Origin of the sequence: Chloracidobacterium sp. (assembly GCA_016711345.1) — a bacterium.
GTDB lineage: Bacteria > Acidobacteriota > Blastocatellia > Pyrinomonadales > Pyrinomonadaceae > OLB17.
The window spans coordinates 966,212-990,441 of record JADJTD010000001.1; the positions used below are offsets into that span (position 1 = coordinate 966,212).

Below are 24,230 nucleotides of genomic sequence, written 5' to 3' on the forward strand. Positions count from 1 at the left end.
TCCGGCCAAAACAAATTAAACTTTTGAAACAAAACACGTTCCTTTTCGTGAGATAGGCGAATAGGAAATAAATGATTTTATGAACAATTTAAGACATCGTCTAAAGGACCAACGCGGATTTAACCTTATTGAATTGATGATCGTCATCGCGATCATCGGGTTGCTGATCGGCGTCGGCAGTATTGCATGGCAGGCAGTTATCCGGTCGGGAAACGAAACGACGGCTGCACAGACGGTCGATAATATTCGAAAGTTTCAGGCCCAGTACGCATCGCGAAACAAAGGTAATTTTGCAACGTTTGACGAACTGGTCGCAAAAGTGGGCCTTGACGAGGCATTTAAGGGAGAACGGCCTTTAAAGAACGGGTATATCTTTACACTGACCGTTACGCCTTCATCCGCAAGCACTCCATCGTTTTATTCGATAAATGCTGATCCACAGGTCTCCGAAGGAATGACCTCAACCGGCACGCGGCATTTTTACACGGACTCGTCTCTAAGCAACATTAAAGGAACCGACGAAAATCGCCCGGCAAAAGCCGACGATCCGTCGATCTAGTGCGTCATCTGAGTTATTTTCAACGATTTGCCGTCTTAGCTCAGTGGTAGAGCACTCGCTTCACACGCGATAGGCCACAAGTTCAAATCTTGTAGACGGCACCAGTAACGACAGGCTTTCGAGCTAAAAATGCGGGCAAGTTCAAAATGACCTTGCCCCTTTGTTTGCCCCTTTCAATTTGCGAACAATATCAACAAAATTTTGTCAGGTGGGTGGCGTGATCGACAATGCGACCCCATAGTATGCGGTTAGTTTTGCCACTGAAAAGGCTGCGAAGGTTGGGTTCAAATTATTTCTTGCAGCGTATTCGCCGGAAATTGGACGCAGAGTTTGCGTAATATTTACGTAAATCTCGTGTAAATCAAATATCAAAACCGCACATTGTGCTGTCATTTCTCCTGTACTTATACTGTCATTTCACTGTCAAATACGCTGTCAATATTTGAGGCTGCTCGTCTAAACCGGAACTGTCATCTACTGAAGAATCCATTTAGAAACTTCGGTTGGCATGCATTCTTGCGAATTGAAGGCCTAAATGCTACATTTGCCCTGCGAATCCCCGAAAAAATAATCCAATGACATTCGATATCCTACAGAAAAGGCATATGCAAGTGACTACCAACCCTTCGGTTAGCAGAAGAATAATCTTAATATTATTAAGTGCAACCCAGTGCCGCTAAGTGCAAAGGATAGAATGGTTTAACATCCGTGATACTCAGTGATTTTGTGTCATTTTCAATGCAATTTCGACTAGTTATGACACAATCCACGTCACAATAGTCTGAGCGGATTAATAAAGGCTTTGCAGATATTTTTCTCAACTAATCACTCAGTACCACAGAAGTGCAAACGCTAATAAGAGAATAGTTTAGATAAAGACGCGTCACTCAGTGATTCTCCATGTATGAGGGTATTTACTACATTTTTTACTACAGTCTGCAAGGACTTAGGACCTATCAAACAATGCCTATTCAGCCCAGTACTTCACAGTGTCAGAAAACTACAGTTTTATGACACTCATTTTAGAAGGAAGATGGACCAACAAAATCGGGGCATAGATTGCTATGTTTTTATTGGGTTTTTTGACACCGACAATCGACCTCACTATTACGGGACATCAAAGTTGCTTTCAGTTGGGTCAGGTACGAAAACGCGATAGTCGAGCTTCGCGGCGTCGCTATCAACGCCCTCTCTGCTGAAGAATCCAAACAGCTTCTCGCAAAGTTCAAAGACAAGATCGGTTAATAATCCACTCGATCCCATTCGCGTAGTCTTTACATTTCGCCCGTTTCTCGTCTATTATCTTTGGCGCACCTATAACATGCTGACGTGACAACATGATCAACTATCAAAAAGTTTGGGCGGGTCTGGCTCACGAAGAGAAGATCGCGTTTCGCGACCGTGCCATCAAGGCGGTTCAGGAAATCTATCCGCATTACATTGTACGACCAGTCGAGCCGGGTGATGCAGATCGTTTCTTTGTGGGCAACAAACAGGACAATGTTCGTGTCACGGTTCCGCTGCGCGACCTTTTCGCTCGGTTCTCGATAACGGGCAAAACGCACGAAGATCTAAAAGACGCGATCTTCAATGAATATGCCGGAATGCTGAACATGGCAGAAGACGTGTCCGTTGCGACAGAGATACCGGAATTTACGTGGGACGATGTGAAGGGTGATGTGCGGCTACAACACGTCCGGCTTAACGAGATTCCTGAAGGCAAACTCCATTATCCTTTCGGCGACGAGGTTGTGACAGCACTAGTGATCGACCGTCCTGAGCAAACGATTATGTACTGGATCACACAGGAAATGCTCGACTCGTGGGGAAAAACTATGGACGAGCTTTTCAAGCAGTCGATGGAAAACCTCACCGACCTTTCCGAAGGCATCGAGATTGTCGGGACCAACACACCGCGTAAAGAATTGTGGCCGGAAAAGGGGCAGCCGTTTGTTACGACCTGTCTGCTTCTTTCCCCGCTTCGATATCTCATAGCGCAGACCATAGGCTCGCCGTTTCGTTTCGGCATCCCGAGCCGTCACCGCTTTTACGCCTGGATCGACATCGAAGACGAAAATTATCAGATCGAGATGAAAGCAAAGATGGAGCGCGAAATGGACCGGTATCCATCTGCGTTAACCTCCAAAATATACGAAGTTGACACACAGGGACAGATCAAGCTGGTAAAACCCCAACCCGAGATCCCGCCCGTGCCCTTCATTAGTAATAACTAGCGCATTGCGGAAAAAGGCTTCGCGGTGGCGAGATCAACACCCTCTCCGCCGAAGAATCCAAACGGCTTCTCACAAAGATCAAAGACAAGATCGTTTGATTGTGGATTCCAACGCTCGCACCCAACTTGCACGCAGGCTTTTTCGCCTTTACATTTCGCCCATTTTTCGTCTAATATTTTGACGCGTCAATATCTAACGACAACCACATGTCTGAACCAAAGAAACACGATGATAGAGGCCTGTTTGACACGGGCACAGACGATACAGAGTTAAAGCAAACAATACAAATCCTGGATAAAGACGGGAAACTAAAGAGTGAATACAAAGCGGTGGTCGATGACCCTCGTTTTTCAATTCCTTTTGAGACTCAAGCACAGCACGACGCTATCGTCATCAAAAAGGGGGATCTGATTGGACTACCAGAAGATTATCCAAGAATTGAAGTAAGACCAATTGTCGCTGTTTCCATCGTATCTATGGCGGTCGTTGCTGCAGTAGAGATTCTGGCACCAAAGGTTATCTCAAAACCAGATGAGACCGCCGACTACATTGTTTTTGGAGATATTGAACTTCGACCAGGTACGACGTTTATTGGGGGACGAAATACGGGACTCTATGATACGGAAGGAATTATTATCGAAGCGAAGCACATAGGCGGGAATCCCGAGAAGTTTGAGGATTGGGCATATTTTGTTGTGGGGAAAAGCTATTTTAACCGTGATGCAGCTCAATGGATCCTGCTTGACAATATAACTTCTCCGGTCATTGGCCCCAGCTCGATTCTGACCTTGGATACTCCTGCAAACTACGAAATTGATCGTTTGATCGAAGCGGGTGAGAGTGAATTCTTCGGCTATCTTACCAGTAACCCGAAAGCGATTGATTCTCTCAACGGAAAGCAATTTGAGAGCCTCGTGGTTTCCATCTACCGTAATCTTGGATTCGACACTGAACCCGTAGGAAGATGGAACCAAGCCGATGGCGGAGTAGATATAATTGCTGTCTCAAAAACCGAAGCGTCTATTGATTTTCGGTTGGCAATCCAATGCAAGGCTTCAAAGAATATGATTTCCGCAAAGCCTTTACGTGAACTGGCGGGTGTTCTTGACAACTTTAAAGTGAACAAGGGGTTGGTTGTGACAACTTCAAAATTTACCGGTCCAGCTCGTCGAGAAGCCGAAGGACATTTATGGAGAATTGAGTTGCAAGATCGCGATGACGTGATTCGAAAACTCCTCAAAATAATGCGACCCAATTTGCGAAGTTTTATCGAAGATTTTGAGTCCCAATAAAATCTCATCTAAAACTCTAGTAATATAGATTCAAACCCGATGACGATTGCTCGTGTTATATCAAATTTAGTGTAATGTATGTTAACTGGGATAATTAGGAGTTAAAAATCATGTCTTCCACATCCGCGAACAAAAAAGAAATTGTAGATTTTTTATGGGATTGGGGTGAGGCTCATGGGGACTGGGGCAAGTTGCTCGTTGGAAATATCGTAACTACAGAAAAGCCTTTAACTGCCACGACACGCCAACAAGTTTTTGAGCTATTTCTTAAGTCAATCGGTCTTCACTCGGGTATTGTGGCCTCGGTTCCCTCAAAACCTTCATATTCACCGACTACGAAACGGATTGAATTAACTTCACTAAGCAAAGTAACAGGTGTCAATCGTCTTGCTAAAGATCAGACGATTAGCTTTTCACCGAATATCACAGTTATTTACGGAGAGAACGGCACTGGAAAGACTGGTTACGGAAGAATACTTAAAGCTTTGGGCATCAGCTACGACGCATGCAACACCATCCATCCCAACATTTATGAGAGCGACGATTTACAGTCTGCCGAGATAAAATTTCAGGTCGATGGAAATGACTCTCTATTTACTTGGGACGGAAGTAACAGCGATTCCGATCTTCAAAATATTTCTGTTTTCAATACCAATTGCGTTGAAATCTCTCTGTCAGACCGCACCCTCATCGTATTTCCGATGGGTTTTCATCTATTTAATCTGATCTCTACAGAACTCGGAGAGTTAGATCGTCTGCGCGCACTAGAGATTGCGAAACATTCATCTACGTTGGGATGGGTAGGTTCATTAACCCCGGGTACACCGCAGCACCACTTCGCAGTCAATCTAAGCAGTTTTTCGAGCGAAGTAAACTTATCAACTGTTTCGGGCTTCGGGCCAGATCAAGTCAAGGAGCTGGGGAAAAAAGAAAAGGAATTAACTGACCTGAACCGTCCCTTGCTTGAACACGAAATCGCACAATCCAAACGGTGTGAGCGTGAACTCGACGAGATGTTTACTAAAATAAAGCAGATTCAGTCGGATCTGACATTAGTAAATTGGGAGTCGGTTCTTGAGATAGACGGAAAACTTGTAGGGCTAGAGAAAAAAGCCCGACTGGGAATCAAAGATGCCGCAGCGAGTAAAGGAATCGCTCTTTACGAGAGCACGGAATTTAGGCAGTTCATCAACTCCGCGGAAGCATATATTCGTCTTCTGGGTAAAGCGGAATATCCAAATTCCAAACCTGGAGATATTTGTGTTTATTGCCAACAAACGCTCGGTGAAGAGGCCAAGAAGCTCCTAGCTGACTATCGTGCTCTTCTGAACGATAGCACCCAGGGTGAGATAGCTCGGCTTAATGAATCACGTCGCAATATAATAACAAAAGTAGAGAACATAAATCCGGATAACACTCTCCACCAGCCGTGTTTTGGAACAGATTCGGAGGGAAAGGCAATCCAGCCTGATGCACTCACGACGTTAAACGAACAGATAGCTGCAGCACGGAATCTGAGCTTGACTACTCCGACAAATTCCAACGCCGTTTTCGATGTGAATTACGCCGAATGTTTATCTGAGTTGTCGAGCCAGAAAAGTGCTCTTGAAAGCTCACGAACCATAGCTGAAGGCAAGTTAGCTAATATCGAACCCAAAGAAACACAGTTAAAAACTGCAATTGCGGAGTTGAAGGATCGAAAGCTTCTTGCTCAAAATATCTCCGAAATAAAAACTGCAATTCAAAATAAGAAAATCGTTAAGACCCTAAACGATAATTCGACGGCGTTTAATTCCCGTTCAATAAGTTTGAAAACCTCCGAGGCAAGAGAGCATCTGGTTAAAGAGAACTTTGATTCTGTATTTCAAGATGAACTACGCCGCTTTCGAAAATCTCATATACAAGTTGACGTCAACTTTGCCACGGAGCGGGGAAAGAACACCCTTTCCCAGAATATTAGCTCGTTCGATCTTAAGGAGATATTGAGCGACGGTGAGCAACGAGCTATTGCACTCGCAGAGTTCTTAACCGAGCTTCAACTAGAAACCAACACTGCACCTGTTGTTTTCGATGACCCGGTCAATAGTATTGATCACAAGATAATTGATGAAGTTGCGCGTCGCCTCGTTGATTTATCTAAAGATCGACAAGTCGTAATTCTTACGCACAGCGTTCTGCTTTTTAATAGTTTCCTTTACCTAAGTGGAATTCCAGAGTTTAAGACTGTTGTTAAGTTTAGATTCTTAAACACAAATAATGAATATGGTGTGACAGGGATAGTGTCTGACGCTGAAGAACTCTCGTCTGCAAAAACAAAGATTACAAAAATTAATGAACTGTGTAATGCTGGCAGTGGTTCTGGAATGAGCGAGAAAGATTTAGCCGAGAGTTGCTATTCTCACTTAAGGTCCGCAATTGAGCTTTGTGTTGAGCATGAAGTCTTACACGGAACCGTAAAACGATATCAAAAAAATGTTGCTTTGACGCAATTTGCAAAACTGGATGGAGACAAGATTAAACTTCATCGGGACAAACTCAACGAGTTATTCGAAAGGTGTTGTTCATTTACTGAAGCTCATAGTAAGGCTGAAGGAATTGCAAATGACCCATCGCTTGCTGAGTTTAAGGTTGATTTTGAGGAGTTCAAGAAGATTCGAGACGCGTTTATCAAATAGAAACTGCTTGACACCAAACTCAACTTATTTTATATTTCCTAAGTCCAAACAGCGTAATAAAATACAAAGGGGGTTTGGATAGACGTTGAAGTAGTTTATACAGTCTCTAGAAAGCCGGGTTTGTTGATAAGACGCGGGTGATGGTGGGATGTTTTAGATAAAGCTGATCAGTTTGCATCCCGTTTGATCCGCGACCTTTGTAAGTTTAAGGCGACAGACCGCTCCACCGATTTTCCGGCATTCTCCTGGCTCCTAAGTTTTAAACCCACAAACTTAGCTTCAACAAAATGGCAGAGACAGGACTTACGCTGTTGGAAGTGTGCTACTCATAAAAACATATAGAATCTAGGAACACAGAATCAAAGTGTCAAAAAACCCAATAAAAAAAGAGGATGTTAAACATAGGTTGCATGGGATTTCAAGACTCTTAATCGTTGATGTCACAAAACTAATGTTTATTGACGCTTCCGATTTTCGTCCCGCTACAATAAACATGAAACTGCTGAAACGTCCTGTTGGGTTGAGATAATTATCTGCTGCTTTGTGAAAGACGAGTAAAGATGGAACTGGTTTGGTTTGTTCCGTTCTACTCTTCCTAATCGCCGGACCAACAAGACCATTCGGTCGTCTACACATCTTGCCAGTCTCCGTCGACAAAATTCTGGCCATTCACATTGGACAAGTGCCCAAATTATTACTCAAAATATCGTAGAATGGCGGTGCCTGACCCTGACTTTCTGTTTTCGACCTTCTGTTTAAGTACAGGTTAATTTTCACCAAGCTAACGCGGTCGCTTACCCGTATTTTTGCTTTTATTCTCCTTTTTTTGGGTACTCTTTTTGCTGGAATAAAGGTGTTCGCGATTGCAGTTTCTACAAATGAGACTCAAGTCCAACGTCATTTTCTTAACATAAGAGGCGATTTGATAATCTTTTATCACGAGTGGTAAGAACGGAGGATAGATAACGCTAATCGTGTAAATCCCCGCTTCAAGATCAATCGTATAAACCCCTTCCTGATCGGTCGATACCTCAAAGCGCTTTTTTTCCAATGTTTCTGCTATAATCTTGGCTGTTGGAATGACCGCGCCAAAATCGTCAATGACAACTCCCGAAAGCGTAGTAACTTCTGCACCCTGTCCAAAAGTTACTAATTGGAAAAAGAAAATAGTGCACAGATAAAATCCAAATCGTTTCATAAAAATCCTTAAATTCTAATGTTCACCAAGCATCATTCGGTTTTTAATCAATGGATGGCATAACCGATTTAACTCCTCGAGCTCCTTTCTAGGAATTCCATATAAGTGCGAAGTGTTCGGGAGAAGCAGTTCTTTGCTCGTAAATGCGCTCCTCGTCACCCCATCCTCGGTATGTCCCCCATTCGGACGGTTCAAAAAATTATGGATTATAGATTCGTGTGCAACCACTCGACCCATCGCGATACCAATGGCGTTTGCTGAAGTGGCGACATTACCGACATCGTTAGCTTGCGATTCCATATAGCCAGTCCAGAGGTTACCGACCCCTCGTCCTTGATGCCCCGAGGCCCATGAATGCGACGATTTCCCTTCGCCCGCGCCGCCTTGCAATGTAATTGTATAACTATTACTGCGGTCCACGTGGCCATCCAGCACGTCCTGAAAATCAAAAGTCACGCGATGCCCTCCAGAATCAAAAATTCGCGTGATTTCTTCCCTTGCAGATTTCCTAGCATCTGGCGTCATTGAGGTTGCAGTAGGAGGATTTGTTTTACTATTGACAATGCCTATATAGAAAAGACACCCTTCAGCCCCATTGCCACGACCGCCACCGCTCAACCTTCCTACAAACGTTTCAATCGTGGGCTCGGATGAATCTTCCACGTCCACCACTAGCGTAACAGTTTTAACAGACTTGCAGTTTCCGTTTTTATCGTATTGTCCGAGTTCACCATTGTCTAATTTGCAATATTCTCCGGTTTTTTTATCGGAATCAGGAGAACAAGGGATAGGGTTGTTATTATCATCCACGCAACCGCTCTGTGCGTTGCCAGCAAAGCCTCCCATACCATATCCCATATTATAGTTGAAAGGAGGGAAATAGGTGAGAAGAGAAGACCCCGGAGGAGGAATGGGAATAGACGTGCCCAACCCTGCCAATTCGTTGCGAGCGTAAGGGGCTTCTGTCGGATCGGGGATCGCTCCGCTGACGAGAATGTCCTGTGTGCTGCCGCTTATCGGGTCTGTGACCTTAAATCCTAACGCCGAAATATTATCTCCGATAGCAGTTGTATCGTGTATGAGCGTACTACCCATATAAACGCGGCTGAGGCCATCGCTGCCATCCACGAGGACATCTGTGATCTTCTGACCGGTCACGCTTGAGTGAATGTAATACCACGGCACGTTTTCCGACTCGACCTTCTTTACAGCTCGCCCGTCGCCATCATAGGTGTGATATTCGTAGTGAGTATCGTTCTCCCACGGGCCGTTTTGATCCCAATAAGCCAAACGCCCCGCCGCGTCAAAGTTCCAATTCTTTGTATCCAAATAAGGCCTGCCGCCGGACACTGCTGGTTGATAGCTACGAACAACATTTCCCGCGGCGTCATAAGTATCGGTGCTTTGACCTGATGTTTGGCGATTATTTTCAAACGTTGCGGAAAAACTATCCAGAAAACTTGAATAGGCGTAGTTGGTTCTCGAAGTAAGGTTACTAAAAGTATCGTAACTCATCGCCTGATTAAATGTGTCGCCGCTGGCACCGACATTGTTCTTCTTCAAGCGTCCGGCAAAGTCATACACGTTCGTTTGATCGAACTGTGTTCCGTCTCTATGGTTGTTTATGGCGCTGACCATTCCGTCTTCGTGATAGCTGTAGCTTGCATGCTGAACATGTGATGTTCCGTTTGCCGTATTGTTTGCATCATACCCCGTTAGCCTGAGAGCTTCGTCATAGGTCATTTGAATGGTTGTTAAATTGGTCGTCCTCATCGTCATAGATTTGACCGCTCCGAACGCACGATAGCTGATGCCCGACATATACGCCGTTTCATTCGTCGTGAGTGACCCACCGGCACCAATAGCGGTCATCCTACCAACCGCATCGACAGAATACGTCGTCATGCGGTTAAACGGATCGGTGATTGACTTCAGTCCTCCGCTCAAATGATAAGTATATGTTAAAGGATAGACGCCGCCGTTTGGCGCCTCTGGAAGATCATCGAGAAAATCTTTTGTTTCCTTCTTTAGTCTCGAAAGCTCATCATATTCGTAAGTTAACGAGCCTGTACCGTCCGTCATCGTTTTGCGATTTCCGGCAGCATCGTACTCAAAAGTAACAGGCTCAACGGACGGTACATGCTTCGGATCACCCGGTGTCGGGTTAGCACTCGGAGTAGCATATGAGATATTTGTCACGAGCGGACGTTTTTCTGTCGCGTACGGATTTCCGTAAGTGTAAGTCGTCACCGCACCGCGTGGATCGATTCTCGTTGCGATCGTGTCGTCAGCGTTGTAGGAGTTTGTGATATAAGTCGGACTCGATGCTGTGCCGTTGAAGAATTCCGGTTTGTGAATAATTTCGGGCCGTCCATGACCGTCGTATTCAGTCGTCGTGTACTGGTGCGTTGCAGTTCCGGGATCGTACTGGTCTACCATTGTGATCTGGTCGCGACCGTTGTAAGTATTTGTGGTCGAACTATAAAGCGTACTGGTAAGCGACGGGCCGCTAAGCGTCCAGGTCTCGATTGCAACCGTTCTACCAAGAACGTCCTCGCGTATTTTCTGTGTCTTACGCCCGCTGATTGGAGTCGGTGCCGGTGATGGTGTGCCCACCGCATTTATTGCTTCCATGACAGGGCCTTGAATTGTCGTAACCAGACCTCCCGCACATCCGCAGCCGTCGTAGGCGATTATCGTGTCTTTTCCGTCGCTGCCCGTCGAGTCTGAAGGAATGGATCTTGTCACGCGACCTTTCCAATCGTATTCGCTGGAGTTCCAAAGCCATACATCCGTTCCTCTGTAATCGTCGTACGTCGGCTGCCACGAAGAATTTATCTCGGTCGGCACGGTTTCGCGTTTGACGCGGCCAAGCGTGTCGTATTCAACGAGTTTGCCAGTGTAACCACCAACACTTCCCGGATTCTCGGTTCGGGTCTTTCTCACACGCCCTGCTCCGTCAAAAAGGGTTTCAGTTGGAACTTCATCCGGATCGATGAGATTTGGTGTACCATCAGTATCAATAATCGTCGTATAAGTCGTCAACGCAGTCCCGTTGCCATTGTAAACATACCGAGTGTAAGCACCGTTGTTCTCGATAGTTTCTCTCGCGATGCGGCCTGTTGTGTTTTCGTAGACACGCGAAGTCGTCTTGCCGATAGAGTTCGTTGTCGATCCACCATAGGGAATCGGGCTTTGCGCCCAAACATTTGCTCCGAAATCAAAGCGATACTCGATGAGGGAACTATTCTCGCCTGAATCGGTAATAGTCGTCGGATAGGCATAGGTCGTTCTGCTTACATTGTCATTCCAATCATCGGTGTACGAGATTTCTGTCTCGCGTCCTCGCGGATCGATCTGCATGACCGGCGATCCGGCTGTGTTGTATTTTATTCTCGAAGTTACCCCGCCATTACAGGTTGTCGGGGTTGAAGTAAGAGCGTCACATCTAGTGGTCGAGGTTAGATTGCCTCGCTTCGTAAATGTGGTTCCGTAACTTGAATCATGCTGAGTCGGCGAGACCGGCTGGCTGTTTACGAAACCCGTTTCGTCATACGCATATGTTACCTTTGATAACACCGTATCGTTATTTGGATCCAAAAGCATCGTTTGGCTCGGCAGACCGATAATTCTTCGAGATCGATAACTAGTGCCTGTAAAGTTTCCCAAATTATAATCCGTGACGGATTTCTTTTTGACCGTTGTAAGGTTCGCATCAAAAATTTTAACCTCTTTGACAAGCCCAAAGCAGGCGACGTTTATATACGGAGGGTCTTCTGGATTCTCGATTCCCCCAGTGTTAGCGGTACACAAAGATGAATTAGCCTGATGGTAAGAAACTGTAGTACGTTTTACATTATTTTCATCATCGCCCACCTGTGTCTCTTTAACTCTCGGATTGACCGGGTAGTTATAAGGTGTGAATGCCCCGACCTGATCCTGTTCCCAATGCGTCCAACTCCACCTTACCCGTTCGTTACCGTCACACGTTGAATCAGTAGTTAGACAATCTTCCGTTCCAAGCGGCAACCCCTCTGCCCATCCCGACGGCTCGACAAAGGTATTTGTCCGCAGATTGTTGGGATGCTGTGCTGCCCAAACCTGAATTCTGGTCTTTCCGTATAGCGTTTGACCATTAGGCAGATTGAAGGGTTGATCCTGTAAAGTATCGTTATGAGTAACAACGGTAGCAACGTTCTGGCCTGAGGTGCTTGTCTGAGTAAATCGGGGACAATCCGCTTGGTCTGCATCAGGGGTAGCAATGTTTATCGATACGTTGCTTAATTCATCGGAATTAGGAGCAAGGTTATTTATAGACCAAACCTGTAGGTAGCCGTTATATAAAAACTGTGTAGCACTATTGTCCGCATAGGTTATCTTTTCAAGAACCTTGATAACAGTTCCGTTTGGCGGTCCGAACACTGAGCTAATACCGTTGCCAAAATCGGTGTTGACAGTCTTAGTCGAATATTCAAACCTTGCCCATTTGTGCGGTTCGGACATGTTAGTACCCGCACCGTTTTCACTTTGCCATGTTTGCGTAATCGATATGGGATAATGTCCGCTATCGTAATTGACTGTAATAACTCTTCCCAATGTATCCGTTACGGTCTGCATCAAACCGTTGCCGTCATACGCAATCGAAATGTAATTACCATTCCTGTCTTTTATTTGCGTACATTTATACGCACCCATGCTCCATACATAACTCATCTGAGTGCCGTCGGTCGTCGTTACGGTCATCGTTATATCTTCGACCGGAGAATTCGGAGTTTCGGTTCCAAGAATTTTCAACTGAGTGTAGCTGGAATCTGCAGTCTCAAAATAATTGCTCGCACCCTGTTGCCGAAATTCCTTACGTCCACCGTCGGGTGTGACCATCATATAAGCCCAAATTCCTTTTGCGCTGTCGAAATAAACAGGTTCAATAACGGGAAACCCAAAACGGAATCCAGGCGTAACGTTGCTCGTATCGGCGTCAAAATACATCGCCGATCCGTTCTTTAGCCACACAAGAGAGTTGTAGCCAATGCCAAATCCGGCATTGAGGCCCGACCTGCCGGGCAAGCTGACAAGCGATGTTCCCCACGAGAAATTCTGAGAATACAGATTTGTGCCGCCGGTCGCGTTTTTGGGCGCAAGCCGTGCTGTCGCCAGTTCGTAACCCGTTACACTTCCGCCGATCTGTTTTACATAGGAGGCGGGAATTGCTCGGTCACCCGGCACACCCAATGTTTGATATTCGTAATTGCCGGACCCATAGACTTGACCCGGGTCGCCTTGATCGGGAGGACGAAAATACGTATGCCAGACACCTGTCGTTGGCCGCCAAACGCAGTAATCGGTCCGTCCGTCACCGTCGTAGTCAGCGGGTGCGGGCTGATCTTTGTAACTGCCCCAAATGAAATATTTGAGACTTTCTTGAAAGCCGCTTGAACTCGTTAAAACATGCCATGCCCCGTTAGAGGGGGCGTAAACCACGAGATCGCTTATGATGTCTCCATCGAAGTCACCTTGCAGCGGAATATGGCTCGCCGCTCCCCAATGAACGGTGGTTACGTTCGTAGAGCCCGTCGTACGCCAATGCCAGTCACCTGTTAACGGGCGAAAGAAGGCAAGGTTTGCCGCAGTATCGCCGCTATAATTGCCGGGAATAGGGATGTCACCGGGTTCCCCGAAATCAATAGGCGAAATCGGTTCTATGCTTGCCTCAATCTGCCACAAACCGCTTGAAGGATTGTATACAGCCGGGTCGGTTTTTCGATCTCCGTCATAGTCGGCGCTTACCGGAATGTCGCCAGTGATTCCTAAAGTGAGAGTTATCGGGCCTTCACTGCTTCCGATAATATTCCACGTTCCGGCTGTAAATACCGCAACATCCCAAGTTCCGTCTCCATCGTAATCGCCCGGAACCGGAACGGAGGATGAATAACCTATTGACGTAGCGACAGTTTCACCGTCACTGCTCCGTTTTATCTCAAACGTGTGATTAGCCGGATGCCACCTTCCAATGTCACTTTTTCCGTCACCATCAAAATCATAAGCAGTCGTGTTAGCCATCGAGACGCTCAATGCACTTTCAGGTCTAGCGGCAATGGCAGGCTTCGATCTTGGAGCAATAAAAGCAAACAACGAAGATGTAGTGGACGACAGCTTTTCGATCAAAGACGGCGGTTTAGGAAGTGCAAAATCTTCGCGAACACCGGATTTTGAAAACAAATTTGTAAATGACGAGAGAATCTCGGTAGCCAAAACTGTCGGCACCATGCGGGAAGACGGAGAATTAACGTTAAATGGTTCTGGTGGAAGGTTGAAAGGAGCTTGAACAGGAGGACGACTGCTCGATTTGGCCACTTGGACAGGCGCGATGAAAAGGCCCGACAGCAAGAGCGAATAGATTAGGAAAAGACTCGCAATCCGCACAACCCCTTTCTTTTCAACAATGAGTTTAATCAGTCGTGTTAGCGCAGATATATTGATGGTGCTTTTGAGAGCAAGAATAGGGTTCGGCATTTTTCGTCTCCTCGATCGAAGGGATTGTATAAGGCCGAATCGGAATACCCGCGATTTATGAATATGAAAGAAACAAATCGATCGAAAAACGAATAAAACAAAAGTACTCCCCTATGCGATTCGGAGTCAAGCTCACCTTTAACTTTTGATCGAATTTAACAAAGAATTAACTCGACAAACTGTCATAAAACTGTAGTTTTTTGACGAATTTGGGAAACTCAATTATGATTAACCGACTAGCAAGGTATGAACCCAGCTGCCACTAAATTTTCCAATACAACCCAGTTGGTGTTACAGATTAATCCTGTAAGTCATATTGGAGGTGTAAAGATTGAAGGCAGGGTACGGCCTAGAGTGGAGACTGTTGTCTTTGTACCAAAGGATGATTATGGAAACTTCATCTGGTGTCCATTTAACTATTTTCAAGAACACGCGTCGCTCAAAGAAATATATATAAAGGATGACGGCAACAATAAAATGACCCTTGAGTATGTCGATAATCTTGAAGAGGTCATTGTCACGAAGGTCGAGAATGGCCATGAGACGGAAATTTCACTAAGCGCTGATCACAAGAGAAAGTTGCTTGAATACCTCAAGTTCGATATCCAGCATTTTACCCGGGCTTTCCAAGGTTTTGACTGCTACGCATTTGTTAGCCTTTTGAGTGATGTGAAAGTTTCCCCAAGTAACCCTGAGTTTAATTATGAATCCAGGGAGGCAAGCATAGGAGACATTATTGTTCTGGCAAAAACCAAGGACCTACCGAACTCAATACAACATTGGGCCTTATATTTAGGAGCTGATTGTTTTTTATCTAAATTTGGAAAAAGTGACGGAACTGCTTCATCTCTTTTAGAAGTTATGAATTTAGATGGTATGAAATACTTGTATGAAGCTCCATATAGTTTTGTAGCAACTCCGCAAGTGGGAGCAAGAAAGTGGGATGGGTTTTACGCACAAGCCGGCTTAGCGTGACAGGCCTAGATTAATGTTACTTACCACTGGATGCATTTCACCACTTTTGCAGAAATATTCAAAAACCTGGCTTAACAAAACAGAAAAAGTTCGGGGACTGTGTCGATACGGTCCTTCTTTCGCGGGTCGTGGTTCTCACGTCGCGGCGGCGGGCCAGAGGTTTTTTGACGCCGCTGACCATTTTAGACTTAGATTGATAACCTATGCGGCTACCGTATTGTCCGCTAGTAATTCGGCCTGTTTCAAAATGGTATCGACTGCCTTTTGCTGTTTGTCGGGGGGATATCCGTGCTTTGCTAGTGTTCGACGAACTAGAACCATTATTTTGTCGCGTGCGCTTTGTCGGATCGTCCAGTCGATTGTTGCGTTCGCTTTTACCTTGTCGGCTATTTCTCGTGCGATGTCTCGCAAGGTGTCATCGCCGAGAACCTGAACGGCGCTTTCGTTTACTTCCAAGGCATTATAAAAGGCGACCTCATCGTCTGAAAGGCCGAGCCGTTCGCCTTGCAGGTCTGATTCGCGAATCTCGCGAGCGATCTTGAGAAGTTCCTCAATTATCTGTGCGGTCGAGAGCAAATTGTTTTGATATTTCTTTATGGCGGTCTCAAGCAGTTCGAGCATTGCTTTGCTCTTAACCAGATTCTTCTTCATGCGAACACTGATCTCATCATTCAGGATCTTTTTCAAAAGTTCGATCCCGAGATTTTTGTGCTTCATTCCTTTTACTTCTAAAAGGAATTCTTCGGATAGGATCGAGATGTTTGGTTTGTCCATTCCGACGGCATCGAAGATATCGACGACTTTGTCGGACTTGACTGCGGCGTCAACGATTCGGCGTATCGCAGTTTCAATTTCGCCATCGGTTTTACCGCCACCGGTTCCGCCATCAAATTTTGCAAGCCTTGCCTTTACAGCCTGAAAGAATGCCACCTTTTCAGTAACCTCGACAGCTTTCGGATGTGGCATTGTCAGAGCAAATGCCTGACCGAGCAGAGCAACTTCGCGAATAAAGCGGTTCTTCCCGTCATCAATTCCCAACAGATGTTCTTCGGCTTGAAGAATCACTTCCATCTTTGTTCGAGGGTCGGCGTCAAAGAAGCGCTGGAAATCGAACCCGTTTTCGTCGTATGCGTCCGCTGATTCCTGAATGATGTCGTCTCGTGATCGGCTCGATGCGGAGAACATCTGCTCGACGACCTCGACCTTTTCCATCATCACGTGGACAGCACCTTCGATGTCCTCGGTTGGATCACCTTTACCTCCGGCGTTTCCATAGAACGAAAGGGCCTTCTTTAAATCACCGGCGAGCCCAAGATAATCAACGACCAAACCGCCGGGCTTGTCCTTGAATACCCGATTGACGCGAGCGATCGCCTGCATAAGCGTATGGCCTCGCATCAGCTTATCGACGTAAAGCGTATGTAAACACGGTGCGTCAAAGCCCGTTAGCCACATATCGATAACGATCACGATTGCAAGCGGGTCTGTTTCGTCCTTAAATCGCTCGGCAAGGCTTCTTCTGTCTTGTTTGTTTGTATGATGCCGTGCAAGTTCCGGCCCATCGGCACTTGTGGCGGTCATGATCACTTTGATCTTGCCTTTTGCTTTGTCTTTGTCGTGCCAGTTAGGCCGAAGTGCTACGATGTGGCCGTAAAGTTCGACCGCAATTCTTCGGCTCATGGCGACTACCATTGCCTTGCCTTCAAAAACTCCTTGCCTCGCCTCGAAATGCTTAACGATGTCATTCGCTAGATTCTTTAAGCGCTGGCTGTTGCCAACGACCGCTTCGACCTGAGTCCATTTGGCTTTTGCCTTTTGTTTGTCAGTGACTGCCGCGTTATCGTCCAACTCTTTGTCGAGCTGTTTGAGCATCTGTCGGCCTTCGTCGGTTAGATTGACCTTTGCCAAACGACTCTCGTAATAGATCTTGACCGTCGCTCCGTCATCGACTGCATTCTGAATGTCGTACTTATCAACGTAGTCGCCAAATACCTGTGGAGTGTTTACATCCTCCTTTTCGATAGGCGTTCCGGTAAAGCCAATATATGTTGCGTGGGGCAAAGCATCGCGAAGATATTTAGCAAACCCGTAAGCAATGCGCTGGCCCAAAACTTCTTTGCTTTTGGAATCCACAACATCTCGCACCTCAGCCTCAAATCCATACTGTGTTCGATGGGCTTCGTCGGCTATTACGACAATATTCTTTCTATCGGAAAGCTCGTCGTAAACATTTCCGCCGTCGCTGGGAAGGAATTTTTGTATTGTCGTGAACACGATACCACCGCTTGCGACTGTCAGCAGTTCTTTGAGATGTTCACGGCTCGTAGCTTGAACCGGCTCCTGTCGTAGTAGCTGCTTGGCGCCGGCAAATGTTCCAAAGAGCTGTTCATCGAGATCGTTTCTATCGGTGATAACGACTACGGTTGGATTATTAAGCCGCAAGACCAGCTTTCCTGTGTAGAAAACCATTGAAAGTGATTTGCCCGAGCCTTGCGTATGCCATACAACGCCGCCTTTCCTGTCGCCGTCTTCTGAAGCTGCTTCTAGTGTGCTCGAGATCGCCTTATTGACTGCGTAGTATTGGTGATAAGCCGCCAGCTTCTTAACTGTTTCGATCTGTGTGATCCCGGTTTTCGCATCTTCCTTTTTGGTTTTCTCAAAAACGATAAAATTCCTTACGAGATCGAGAAGCGTCTCCTTGTTCAGCATTCCCTTAATAAGAGTTTCAAGCTGTGGTGTGAACCTTGAAGCATCCTTTTCACCGTCTGAGGACTTCCACGACATAAACCGTGAAAGGCCCGCTGATAAGCTACCTGCTTTGGCGTCGTGGCCGTCGGAGATTACGCAGATAGCGTTGTAGGTGAATAAGGACGGGATTATCTCTTTGTAGGTTTCGATCTGCTTGAATGCCGAAAGGATCGTGGCGTTTTCGTCTGTTGGGTTTTTGAGTTCGATCACGACCAAAGGAATGCCGTTTACGAACAAAAGAACATCGGGCCGTTTGTTTTGATTGTTTTCGAAGATCGTGAATTGGTTAACGACGAGGAATTCGTTGTTTGCCGGATTCTCAAAATCGATCAGAGCAACCTCGTGGCTGCGTTCGAAACCGTCTTTTTGATACGGGATTCTGACTTTCTCGATCAGGAACTCGTGAAATGTCTCGTTATTGGCCAAAAGGTCCGGCGAGAATATCCGCAGAACCTTTTGGATCGCCTGTTCTCTTGCATTTTCTGGTATGTCAGGATTGATAACCGCAACTTGTCGCCGCAAACGATCTGTTAAGACGATCTGCTCATAACTCTCACGCTCCCCCGCATCTCCACCTGGAGCAATATCACCACCGTAAACATAACTGTAACCAAGCCCCTCAAGTTCCTCGATGGCATATTGCTCAATATGATTTTCGGTGATCGGTTTCATGTCTGGTCGATACGAATCCTAGCCGACAAATGTGAAAAAGTCTTTGGGAATCCAACTAAAGAAAATGGACTGACTGTATCTCGGTTGCCAAACGTCCTTAATCTTCGGTGCGATCAGCCACTCATTCGTTATGATATGGCATTCTTTTCGTGTCCTTGTTAGAGCAACCACGAGTTGGGCAATTTCGACATCTTTAATATTATTCGGGTCCCTTGGGAATGAACCATTATTCGCTCCGACAATAACTACCTTACCTGCCGATAAGCCCTTACAACCGACGAAAGAGGTTAACAATATCGAGGGCTGAGTCTTATCCGGTTCGACAACTTCCTCTTCAATATCGGGTATATAGTTTTCCAGAATACCGTCATATTGTTCATCTAAAATGAGTCTAATTTCCGCTTCGACAGCATTGTCAACTTCAGGACTTTCCGCGAGGGTTCGGATAAATTCCAAAACTCTTTCCTGTTTCTGTACGAAGTCCTTCTCAAGCAGATCACGAATCAGTGTGCCATCCTGGCTCTTTTCAATCACAACCCGAAGAGTCTTGGCATCAATGAGCAGGGCGGCCAATATTCTCCAACCAAGGTTTGACGCGGCATCGTTCAAAAGTAGATCGTATCCGTCAATAGTTGAGTAGCCGATATCTTGACTAGTCCTTATAGCCATCTGTGGGTATTTTCCCGACAGCTCCTTGTAAACCAAGTTGAGATATTGTTTTGATCCCACAATTAAGATCGTTGGATACTCCTCTCCTTCGACCCACGATTCAGCAATCTCTTCAGGACTAACCGACCCAATTACGGAATCAACATATTTAGCTACTCCCTTTCCGACTTTGGTTTTTGCCGCAATGATTTTCGGATACTTTGTACTATCAGCGTCTTTCGTTGGGATGTAGCACTCATATCGCTTCGTTCTCCGACCAACAAGGTGGCCGTCCTTCTCGGCTCTTTCAATAATGGCGTTTGTCGCATCGACAACTACTTGAGTACATCGACTACAGTATGGAAGCTCGAAAACCTCGTACTTACCGGAATCGCAAAGCTCCCGCAAGTGAACTGGCGACGCGTTTCTGCGGTCGTAAACGGCCTGATCGTCATCGCCGACAATCAAGATATTTCCCTTCTGTTCCAATTCCTTGATAAACGCAACTTCGAGCGGGTTAAAGTCTTGAAACTCATCAATTACTATCTGTTCAAATTTTGGCAACACGTCCGGCTTATTTTGCAGCAATTTGAAAAGACGATAGACCGAATCGTCAAAGGAAACCGCATCGTAGTAATCGCCTCGCTTCAGATAAAATTCAATCTCCGCACTGCTTTCATCAAGAAGCTGGAATTTTTCGTTGAAATCCGATAGAGGCAATCCGAGCGCGTTTGCGTCCTCCTCAATTATCTTTGTGAGGTAGGGAATCAAGTTGACCTGTCCGTTTTGAGCATGAAGTATCCGCTTGCAATAAGCGTGAAATGTCTTCACTTCAGCAATATTGCCGAATGATTTTTCCATGTCCTTTGCAAGCATGTTAATAAAAGTCATGGCCAAATTGTTGTTGGTTCCGTTCGCCTTCAGAACTTCTCCAAATGTATACGTTTTGCCGGTTCCAGCACCCGCGACAATTATTTTCTTTTGCGCAGTCGAGTTTACAATCGCTAGGCCGCAATCAATACGCTCCTGTTTCTGAATCGCAATAAGCTCGTCTTTTTTCATATCGGGTGACTACGCGATGCCTCGTCCTTTCATGTTTTCGTGAATATCATGAAGGGCTGCCTTTAGAACCTGCCAGCAAATGCGCGCTGTATGCAGATCCGGGCAAAAGCCCGATGTCATCTGTTGGAAAGGATGAATGTAATTTCTGAAGTCTCGTAATGAATGACTGTGCTTTTTAACATCAAGTCCCAAAATGCCCAACTCATGTGCAACATCAATGAAGTTTAACAACGACCACTCACCGAAGGGTTTTGCCTTTCCAGAACTTAATTCTTTCGGACTCGCTTTAGCCAAGTTGAATTCTTTTGGCTTCGCTTGAGCAAGAGAGAGTAACAGTCCTTCCAAGATGCTCCCGCACATAAAAATTACCGACAGCGAAGCCTCTGCATGGAGACACTTCTTGACCTCCTGGATTCTACTTTTAAGAATGGCCGTCAAGTCTCCATCGTGACTTAAGGTGCCAATGTCGATTTCATCGAATTCATGGTTCATGAAGTCATCGACCTGGCTTGTGGCTTCCGACGCAGAGATTTCTTTTCCTTGAAGCCTGTAGGCAATTTGAAGACTCCTCGTAACCAATTCCTCGTCAGCGGGTTCGGACCGTGTGATTCCAGAATATTTATCCATCAGAGCTTCGATAATATCTTCAATTAGTTTACCGACCCAGCGATCTGGGACGTGAATCCAGAGTTTTCTTAAGCTCCGAGCCTTCGAGAGATTAACAAAGTCGATCTTAGAGTTCTGAATATCCAGTTGAATAGAATCCCGGATAAACTGCCTAAACGATTCGTGACTAAAGTTAAGGACATGACCGCCGTTCATTTCCAATAGAGTTTCTAGCAGAGTTGTTTCTAATGGTTTTAGTTCCGCCATACCTACTTAACGGAAATCTCGCCGCTCATGAGTTTCGGCAAAAGTGAATCCCGGAGTTTTTCAAGAGATTGGATCTGCTCAGTATTTTGCCTTTTCTTTTGGAAAAGCTGATCGCACTGATTGTTGAAATCCTTTCGACGATCACGCGACGGAATTCTAACTTCGGTCGCAAGAGCGATGTCACGATTAAGACCCGGAACGGCGGAATCGGAGTTCATTTCCTCAAAGTTAAGTGTTTGAAGAAGAAAGTATTCGTAAAACATGCTCTCCGTACCGTCTTTTGGCTTCACGAAATACGTCGTGTCGATTGGGAAAAAGTTATCGTAAACGTAAACTACCTTTCCGAGAGTTCCTTTTCGTCCGATAACGATTCCTGGACCTTCGACAATGTATTCCGAATGGTAACCAACGATTCCGCTTGAGCCGATGACGGGAAATCCTTGTCCCGTTCTTTTTTCTTCTTTCAGACCTTTCCCGTAATGAAGTTCAACAAGATCGCCGAGCTTCCCCACTTGTCCGTCGGCTTCCTCGATGAACCATTGACGGAAAAGGGTTTCGGCGAGAGATTCGAGGGTTTTGTTTTGGCGGTGAAGCAGATCTATTTTATCGTCCAAACTGCTAAGAACTTCCGCGATGGCTTTTTGCTCGGGAAGAGGTGGCGTCGGAACCTCAATTTCTTTAAGCGAAGAAAGCGGATTGCTTATAGACGGCACGCCGACCTGCGATTCGTTTTTTAGTAGCTGATGCTGTCCGTATTTCGACTTAAAAAAATAAAAAAGATATTCGCTGTCAACCAGCGATTCATCCCCAGTGAATTTCATTCCAGATTGAGAAATCACATACCTGGAATACCGGTCCTTAGGGATAAGCCCAACCTGTCCAATTGTTCCACGGTGAGTGAACACCAAATCTCCCGCTTTGCAATTGCTTCCTTTAAGTTCATCAGCCTTTTCTTCGTTTAGGAAGACGAAATCACCGCCAACATACTTGTCAAAGTTTAGGTTCGTACCGCGGATGACGGGAACACCATCCGAAACAAAGTTCTCGGCCTTGATGTTTGAACCGAATGGTCCCATAGCGATTGCGCTTTTTTCCAGGGACTTTAAATCACTGATTCGCTTAATCTCCCAGCGAGCCGGAATTCTCCCGAACTCTATCTCTGTCCACTCACCCATTCGCCGCAACCTCCAATTTGATATTGGAAAGGTTCGCTTTGATCCGATTGTTTAATTCTTCTTCTTCGGCCATCTGGTTTTCGAGTTCGGCTTTTAGAGAAGTAAAGCGTTCGGGGAAATTGAAATCATCTTCGTCATCGGCGAGGCCGACGTAGCGGCCGGGAGTTAGGACGAAACCTAATCTTTCGACCTCGGTAATTGATTCGCTTTTGCAGAATGCGGGAATGTCTTCGTACTCGGCTTCTCCGGTTCGCCAGTTGTGATATGTGCCGGCGATCTGCTTGATATCTTCTTCGGCGAGGTCGCGGTTTTTTCGATTTATTAGAAAGCCGTGATTGCGAGCGTCGATGAAGAGTATCTGGCCTTTGCGGTGCTGCTTATTTCTTCGCAGGAACCAGAGACACGCTGGGATCTGTGTGTTTAGAAACAATTTGGTCGGCAGATTGACGATGCAATCGACCAGATCGTTTTCGATGAGAGCTTTTCGGATCTCGCCTTCGTTATTCGTTTTGGATGTAAGCGAACCTTTGGCAAGAACAAATCCGGCCAAACCGTTTGGGGCGAGATGGAAAAGGAAATGCTGTATCCACGCGTAATTGGCACCATTTACCGGCGGCGGCAGGTTTTTGCCGAGAACTTTCCAACGAGCATCATCACGCAAAAGCTCGCCGCTCCAGTCGCTGTCGTTAAACGGCGGATTGGCGATGACGAAATCGGCTTTCAGGTCCTTGTGAGCGTCATTGAGAAACGAGCCTTCGTTATTCCATTTGACGTTTGAGCTGTCAATGCCGCGAATAGCAAGATTCATCTTCGCCAGCCGCCACGTCGTCTGATTGCTCTCCTGTCCGTAAAGCGAAATGCGATCTTTAGGATTGAACTTTAGTCCGTGGCCGTTCTTGTATCTGTCTTGGTGCGAATCAACAAACTTTTCAGACTGAACGAACATCCCGCCTGAACCACAACAAGGATCAAAGACACGGCCTTCGTAAGGTTCGAGCATTTCGACTAGCAGCCGGACAACGCTTCCCGGTGTGTAGAACTGCCCGCCTTTCTTTCCTTCGGCTAAAGCAAATTCGCCAAGAAAATATTCGAACACACGGCCAAGAATATCTTTGCTCTGAGCTTCTTTTGTACCGAGAACCGCAGAACTGATCAGATTGATCAATCCGCCAAGACTCGCTTTGTCCAATTTTTCCTGAGCGAAGACTTTCGGCAGAACTCCGCGAAGCGACGAAGGATTATCTTTCTCGATCGCCTCCATCGCATCGTCAACATCTTTCCCGATCGTCGGCAATGTTGCGCGGCCTTGGATCCATTTCCACCTCGCGGATGGCGGAACATAGAAAACCTTTTCTGCCGAATATTCGGTTTTATCCTCAGGATCAGCACCTTCGGCCTTCATCTCAGGCGAGGAAAGCTTTTCGTAAAGCTCCTCGAACGCATCCGAGATGTATTTGAGAAAGATAAGCCCAAGCACAATATGCTTGTACTCCGCCGCGTCCATATTCTTACGCAGCTTATCCGCAGCTTTCCAAAGCTTCTTCTCTAACGGTTCGTCTTTTTCGAGCTTTTTTGTTTTTGGCACTATGAGTCGCCCTCAATCGGT

The 24,230-nt window shown here is 46.0% G+C and carries 14 protein-coding genes and 1 tRNA gene; 6 read left to right on the plus strand and 9 right to left on the minus strand.

Annotated features, from left to right (window positions below; translation table 11 throughout):
- Positions 1-79 precede the first annotated feature (79 nt).
- A complete protein-coding gene (locus tag IPL32_03950; GenBank protein MBK8464962.1) occupies positions 80-559 on the plus strand; it encodes a prepilin-type N-terminal cleavage/methylation domain-containing protein in 480 nt (159 codons plus the stop codon).
- Between the two features lie 29 nt (positions 560-588).
- A tRNA-Val gene (locus IPL32_03955) sits at positions 589-663 on the plus strand.
- Positions 664-763: 100 nt separating this feature from the next.
- On the opposite strand, the gene IPL32_03960 is transcribed toward IPL32_03955, so the two are convergent.
- Positions 764-952, minus strand: coding sequence for a hypothetical protein (locus tag IPL32_03960; GenBank protein MBK8464963.1), 189 nt, complete (start codon positions 950-952; stop codon positions 764-766).
- Positions 953-1,666: 714 nt separating this feature from the next.
- Positions 1,667-1,822: a hypothetical protein gene (locus IPL32_03965; GenBank protein ID MBK8464964.1), complete on the minus strand. Its 156-nt coding sequence runs from the start codon at positions 1,820-1,822 to the stop codon at positions 1,667-1,669.
- 74 nt (positions 1,823-1,896) lie between these two features.
- Between IPL32_03965 and IPL32_03970 the strand changes: the two genes are divergently transcribed.
- From IPL32_03970 to IPL32_03980, 3 genes are all read left to right on the plus strand, one after another.
- Positions 1,897-2,793 carry a hypothetical protein gene (locus IPL32_03970; protein ID MBK8464965.1) on the plus strand — a complete coding sequence of 299 codons (897 nt, stop codon included), beginning with the start codon at positions 1,897-1,899 and terminating at the stop codon, positions 2,791-2,793.
- 206 nt (positions 2,794-2,999) lie between these two features.
- On the plus strand, positions 3,000-4,085 hold the full coding sequence (locus tag IPL32_03975) for a restriction endonuclease (GenBank protein ID MBK8464966.1): 1,086 nt from the start codon (positions 3,000-3,002) through the stop codon (positions 4,083-4,085).
- A gap of 110 nt (positions 4,086-4,195) precedes the next feature.
- Positions 4,196-6,760 carry an AAA family ATPase gene (locus tag IPL32_03980; GenBank protein ID MBK8464967.1) on the plus strand — a complete coding sequence of 855 codons (2,565 nt, stop codon included), beginning with the start codon at positions 4,196-4,198 and terminating at the stop codon, positions 6,758-6,760.
- A 781-nt stretch (positions 6,761-7,541) separates the two neighbouring features.
- Here IPL32_03980 and IPL32_03985 read toward each other — a convergent pair.
- Together IPL32_03985 and IPL32_03990 are read right to left on the minus strand one after the other, a co-directional pair.
- A complete protein-coding gene (locus IPL32_03985) occupies positions 7,542-7,958 on the minus strand; it encodes a carboxypeptidase regulatory-like domain-containing protein (protein MBK8464968.1) in 417 nt (138 codons plus the stop codon).
- Between the two features lie 15 nt (positions 7,959-7,973).
- The gene (locus IPL32_03990) at positions 7,974-14,471 is read right to left on the minus strand and encodes a hypothetical protein (protein MBK8464969.1); all 6,498 of its coding nucleotides are present in this window, start codon (positions 14,469-14,471) and stop codon (positions 7,974-7,976) included.
- Between the two features lie 246 nt (positions 14,472-14,717).
- Between IPL32_03990 and IPL32_03995 the strand changes: the two genes are divergently transcribed.
- Positions 14,718-15,446, plus strand: coding sequence for a hypothetical protein (locus tag IPL32_03995; protein ID MBK8464970.1), 729 nt, complete (start codon positions 14,718-14,720; stop codon positions 15,444-15,446).
- Between the two features lie 201 nt (positions 15,447-15,647).
- Here IPL32_03995 and IPL32_04000 read toward each other — a convergent pair whose 3' ends face one another.
- From IPL32_04000 to IPL32_04020, 5 genes are read right to left on the minus strand one after another with little or no spacing between them, the layout of a single operon-like run.
- Positions 15,648-18,866, minus strand: a complete 3,219-nt coding sequence (locus tag IPL32_04000; GenBank protein MBK8464971.1) for a type I restriction endonuclease subunit R — start codon at positions 18,864-18,866, stop codon at positions 15,648-15,650.
- Between the two features lie 18 nt (positions 18,867-18,884).
- The gene (locus tag IPL32_04005; protein MBK8464972.1) at positions 18,885-20,576 is read right to left on the minus strand and encodes an ATP-dependent helicase; all 1,692 of its coding nucleotides are present in this window, start codon (positions 20,574-20,576) and stop codon (positions 18,885-18,887) included.
- A 9-nt stretch (positions 20,577-20,585) separates the two neighbouring features.
- Complete coding sequence (locus IPL32_04010) at positions 20,586-21,449, minus strand: hypothetical protein (protein MBK8464973.1); 864 nt, start codon at positions 21,447-21,449, stop codon at positions 20,586-20,588.
- Between the two features lie 2 nt (positions 21,450-21,451).
- Positions 21,452-22,624, minus strand: a complete 1,173-nt coding sequence (locus IPL32_04015; GenBank protein MBK8464974.1) for a restriction endonuclease subunit S — start codon at positions 22,622-22,624, stop codon at positions 21,452-21,454.
- Positions 22,617-24,209, minus strand: a complete 1,593-nt coding sequence (locus IPL32_04020) for an SAM-dependent DNA methyltransferase (protein ID MBK8464975.1) — start codon at positions 24,207-24,209, stop codon at positions 22,617-22,619. The genes IPL32_04015 and IPL32_04020 overlap by 8 nt, the downstream gene beginning before the upstream one ends.
- Positions 24,210-24,230 lie beyond the last annotated feature (21 nt).